The sequence below is a fragment of the Bradyrhizobium retamae genome (assembly GCF_001440415.1).
Classification (GTDB): domain Bacteria; phylum Pseudomonadota; class Alphaproteobacteria; order Rhizobiales; family Xanthobacteraceae; genus Bradyrhizobium; species Bradyrhizobium retamae.
The window spans coordinates 1-5,252 of record NZ_LLYA01000033.1; the positions used below are offsets into that span (position 1 = coordinate 1).

2 protein-coding genes and 2 pseudogenes are annotated in these 5,252 nt (G+C 56.0%); all 4 read right to left on the reverse strand.

The features are described from left to right. A pseudogene (locus CQ13_RS06235) lies at positions 1–1,020 on the reverse strand (transcription-repair coupling factor); the annotation flags it as partial. Positions 1,021–1,970: 950 nt separating this feature from the next. Beyond that, the gene (locus CQ13_RS06240) at positions 1,971–2,924 is read right to left on the reverse strand and encodes a class I SAM-dependent methyltransferase (protein ID WP_082637342.1); all 954 of its coding nucleotides are present in this window, start codon (positions 2,922–2,924) and stop codon (positions 1,971–1,973) included. 8 nt (positions 2,925–2,932) lie between these two features. Then, positions 2,933–4,252, reverse strand: a complete 1,320-nt coding sequence (locus tag CQ13_RS40120) for a coproporphyrinogen-III oxidase family protein (protein ID WP_197427260.1) — start codon at positions 4,250–4,252, stop codon at positions 2,933–2,935. 613 nt (positions 4,253–4,865) lie between these two features. Continuing rightward, a pseudogene (locus CQ13_RS06255) lies at positions 4,866–5,024 on the reverse strand (IS5/IS1182 family transposase); the annotation flags it as partial. Positions 5,025–5,252: the final 228 nt, after the last annotated feature.

Genomic DNA, 5,252 nt, shown 5'->3' on the forward strand with positions numbered 1-5,252 from the left:
CAGAAGCGCCGCCTCACGGTTGCGTCCGGCCGTCGCCTCGTTCCAATCCGCAAAGCGCTCCATCTTGAGCCCGCTCATCCGCTCGATCACGCGCAGGTCGTCCTCCTGTGCTGCGATGAAAACCAGTCGCGAACCAGCCCGTCGCGTCTCGTCCACGAATGCGCGGAGCGCCTTTCTGGGTGATGCGACCTGCGAAAAGTCCGGTGTGGGAACGAAAGATGCCTTTTGCGACAGCACGTTCATACGCCTGGTCGCCTGCTTCCATTCGCGTCTCCCGAGGTATTCTCGGTCTCTGTCCGTGCGACCCGCCGCCTCCTCGATCGTGCTGAGCCAGTTGTCAGCGTGCGCTGAAACGCCGGCATCCGCGATCCACTTGGATCGACCACAATAGTCGAATAGGGTCGAGCGCCTTCCGCGTATGTTCCCGAACGCCAGCCGCTCCGACATCGGGTCGATGAGAAGCTCTTTCGTCTCAAAAACGATGTCATGTTCTATCGGGTCGAACGCCACGATCCGACGTATCACCCCGCCGGAATGCTCTACTCTGAACGGACCGAGCGCGCCGGCGGGAAAAATCTCGAATGTCTTCCCGTGAAACAGCACGCCGCCGGGATAGTCCGCCTCGTCATCGAGGTCGTATCCGAGGGCCTCAAGCCGCGCCCGGAGATCTTGTTCAGAGAACGCGGCGCTCACTTTCAAACGGAGGATTACGCGGGACCAACTCGCCGGCATGGGCAGGCGCTCCATCACGGCCTCTGCCGTGGACACGAGCAGAATCGGCTTCTCAGGCTTGGCAAGGCGCCGCAAGACCGAAGTTCGTCTGCCTGCGATTTCGTGCGACGGCTCGAGCTGATCCAACGGCAGCGTATTGAGTCTTGGAAAAACAAGCACATCGCACGAAGCATCAAGGGCATGAATGATGGCACCCAGCCGCTCGGCTTTATTCTCGTGTTCAGCAAGAAAGACGACGCCATTGCGGCCAGACTTCCTCCACTGTAGGAGCAGGTGGAGGGCCACCATGCCTAGGGGCGATGAAGAAGAGATTGCGGTCCGCGATGAAGAATTCTTTCGCTTCGTTGCCCTGCTGGCAACCTGCGCCTTTTTAGAACGGCCCACGTTAAACCCGTCGTTGATTCGCGACCAGCTCACGCTGATAGCGAGTGTTGCTTCGAACAGGCCCGCTCTGATGTGGGAGCTACGACCCGAGGCTGAGTACATAAGCGAATTTCGGCGCGGAGGCACGTTCCAATCTAATCATCCCGTGAAACATCGCTTGGGAGCGGAGGGCGTCTCGATCGTCCCCTCCTCTCCGCCCGACAGATCGTGGTCTTCAACATCGGGGTGTTTCGGTTCGCCTTTCCGGCCCATCATCGACATGGCAGGTTCACCAGTAGTACTTTGCCCTCATCCATGATCTGGCGCACGTGGAGATCACGTTCTGGAGCGGTCAGAAGCTATTGAGTACGGGATCTGAAAGGAAAGAGAAGCGTTCGAACTTTTAGAAAGAAGGTCCGGACAGTTTCATTCTTCAGTTGTCAGCGGCGCACGCTGCTAGCGTACACCGGTACAAATATCCGTCCGCGGAGCTACGCAGCGATCCGTTGGGAAATGTCGTAAACGGCGAGGCCGCCAGCTTTATATCCCTAACGGCGTTCGCTTTGTACGCATCCGGCGCAGGCCGCGGGCCCGATTGGATTATTCTGATGGCGAGCGCTTAAGCAACTCCGGATTTTCTTTCATAAATTTGGATGAGCTCGATGAGGCGTTCGATGCTGAAGTCGGTGAACGCCTGGACACCTTCTTCGCCAAGGCCATAGACGCATATGGCTCCGCCTTGAACTCCACTTCGTTGGCGACGTCTCGCAGCCAATCTTGGTCTTCAGATGTCCCTCGCGACGTTTGTGACGGTGGTGACGTGACCCGAGACCCTTTTCGGCGGCCAAGGCAGCCAATGAGAAACCGTTCGAGCATCACTCATTTCGAATGCGCAAGCGCTTCGGGGGCGTGAAGTATCGATATTTGCCGGTAAGCGTCCCATTGACGAACTGGAGGCCGTGATCGCCATATATCATATCCTCACGTACGTAGCCGTCCGCTATGGCCTCTTGATTGTTGCCGCCAACTGTCTTCCGGGTAGTCGTCACGCCATGGCTGGCTGGCGGCGAGCCGAGCATTTCAATTATGGCATCGCGTGGTGTGCCCAGTTTCAAAGTATCAAACTGTTTGGCAGGAATCATCCCGGCGGCCTGGATGGGCTCAGCTCTCATTCGCGGGAGATCTTCAGATCCAATTGGCTTACGAACCACAACTTTCTCGATGCAGTGTGAATGGATTGGAATGCCAGGGTGCGAGTCCCATTTAATGTAATGATCGGAGCGCAAGATGTCCCAGCCGGCTTCTGTATAGATGGCCTCCAGCTCTCCGCGCGAGAACGACTTCTTGTGACCAGATGCCAACCCCTCCTTAGGAATAGGATGGTCTGGTCGATCGATCGTGTTGGTGAAGCAATGAAATCCTCCAGGCCGCGTCCGATCGATTAAGGTCGTGACGAGCGGTTTCCAGACGGTCCGTTCCGTGAAATGCAATACGGAATGCGCTATAAAGACGTCGAGGTAAGCAGGCGGCTGGAAGTCTTCAACACGAGCCAAACCGCTCGTTATATTCACGCCAAGATCGCCTGCCAGCCGGTTCAGCTTGGAGATGGCGGCTTCGGACATGTCAGTTGCGATCACCTGATGATCAAAATGGGCCAAATAGAGGGCATTGCGCCCCTCGCCGCAACCCAGCTCGACAACCACGCTCTTCGCGCGGAGAGCTGGTGCTATCTCGAGGATTTCGGGGCTGGGACCACCCATACACGATACGTTGGGGTCGGCGTAGCCCGAATCCCACCATAAGGGTGAATGCTTCACCACCTCTTGCATACTGCACCTCACGCTGCCTGATATTGCTCTTCGAGGGCCACCATCGTGCCCGTGTAAAATATTCGCGCCATAATGCTCGAATATTTGAATCCCGCGTGAGTCAGTTGATAAGTATCACCGTCTGCCAAGTCGACGAGTTGCAGACATTCGAGCGCCTTGAGCTCTTCGCTGAAATCGGCCGCCAGTTCGCGTCCGAATACTGAAGCGTAATCCTTTCTGCTCAGTGCGGACAACGTGAGGCCAAGCAGGACGTAGCGACGCGCGAGATCTTCCGGCGTCAGTTCGATTCCGTGCGATGCTATTGCATCAGGATCGAAGGGGCGAGCCGAGAAAGCGTTGATGATGGGCGAAGCCGCACTCCAGTCGATGTTGTCCGTGCCATAGTGATATCGCCCGAAATAACTTCTGGCGCCAACTCCCAACCCTAGCAGGGGCGTTCCCTTGAAATCCGAGGCCTCCTGCCGGTAGGCTCGGCCGCCAGCGATCTTGGTAAAACGCGTGAAGGATTCCTGACGGTAGCCTTTGGACGCCATCAGAGCAACGTTCTGGTCGTAGACCTCATACTTTTCCGCTTCAGAGAAGAATAATTCAGGATTGTGCGCTTTCGAGGTCATGATGTTTGTCATCCGACGAACAACAACGGGGTAAAGGGAGAGTGTCTGCGGCTCATAGTCGAGCGCGCGGCCAAGCGAGAAGATCCAGGAGTCACGGGTTTGACCACGCAGGCCGTAGATCAGATCAAGATTGACGTGGGAAAAACGTTCCATCAGCGCTTTGATTCCCGCTTCTGCAGTCTCGACCGAATATGGTCTACCAGAGTGCGCAAGCTCGCCGGGTACCATGCTTTGGATGCCCATGCTCATTCGGTTGACGCCAAGAGCCTTCAAGCAATCCAGAAGGTTGTTTTCGAAAGTGTCTGGCGCGCTCTCGACCGTAATCTCACATTTCCGGCTTCGTTTTGGAAATGCAGCGTCGAGGGCGGCGAAAAGCTCGCCGAATTGATGCTGAGTCAGCAGGGTCGGCGTGCCGCCGCCGAAATAGATACTTACAACCTCTCGATCTCCGAAGTATTCTCCATATCGCGCGATGTGCTCTGCCAGTCGAACAACATAAGACTCCCCCTCCGCCGGTTTTTGGCGCATTGTAAGAAAGAGCGTGCAGTAAGTGCAGCGATAGCGGCAGAACGGGATATGGACATAGATGTTGATTTGCTTAGCACGGCTAGCCTGCTCAACGACATCAGTTACGCGGAGTGGCTGCGGAAAAGCCCGATACGCTCGCTTGGAAGGATAACCATAGACGTAGGTTGGCAGCTCCTTTTTCGCCATAGTTGTTCGAAGAAATTCCAGACAATCCATGACCTAACCCGTTGATTGCCAAAGCCGGTGAATGCCTGAACGCCGTCGTTCGCCGAGCCACAAGTTCATGCCTTGTGGTGATCAGCAGTTTCGATAGAAGCTAGTCCGCAGAAAGCACGGCGTTTTCGTCACTTATGTTCTTCAGGTCTAGCCGTGCGGCTTATGTGTAAGAAACCAACCGCCCTCAAATATAGCTACAGCGGCTACCACCCCCGAGAATTCCGCTAAGTGCTCCTATGAACAGCCAAGCCAGCCTCCCAAACTTGCAGATGTTTCTTCAGCAGTTAATTCGGTCACACCGTAATCGGTCTTCATTTTTGCTCCTTCTCAATGAGAGGATTAACCAGTGATGCCGGTCGGCAGCTCCTGCCGCCGGGCAACGAGAGACACTCAAGATTCGTGCCAACTGCGGGGGAAGAGCCTCCGAAAGGCGTCCTACATTTTAATCAACAACTTAACTGCCAGCACGGCAGCCCGGCGGGCGAATATCATGTGTCGCAGACGCGACAAACCGGGCAACTGAGAGCAACGCAAGTCACGTCGCAAGAGCTGCAACCGGAAGTCGGGCTCGCGTTATCAGTTGATTGTAGGCGAAGTCTTCCCGCGAGAACGTCCCATCGGCGCGGGCCGACTTGTCGAACACCGGAATGTGCGGCTCAATCGCCCGCTCGTTGACTAGCCATCCCAGCATCTCCGCCGAGCCATAGGCACTATCGGCGGCTAGGCGCTCAGGACAGAGCTCAAGGCGCTCTTCGGTGCGCTCAATCATTGGTGAGCGTCATCCAGGGACCACGCGCTGAGGGCTGATTTGGTGGGTTAGGAAGATCTCGTGGACTGAATCATCACGAGGTCTCGCCATGTTTAAGGATAGTCGTAAGGATAGCGATACGGATAGGCATACGCCTATCCTCAAGGGTACGCATCCGAGGGCGGCCGCCTTGCAGAGGTTGGCTATTGCATGATTACAGGC

Excerpts from the sequence above, each read along its gene's own strand:
- CQ13_RS40120 (WP_197427260.1), bottom strand. The coding sequence starts at position 4,252 with ATGGCGAAAAAGGAGCTGCCAACCTACGTCTATGGTTATCCTTCCAAG.
- CQ13_RS06240 (WP_082637342.1), bottom strand. The coding sequence starts at position 2,924 with ATGCAAGAGGTGGTGAAGCATTCACCCTTATGGTGGGATTCGGGCTAC.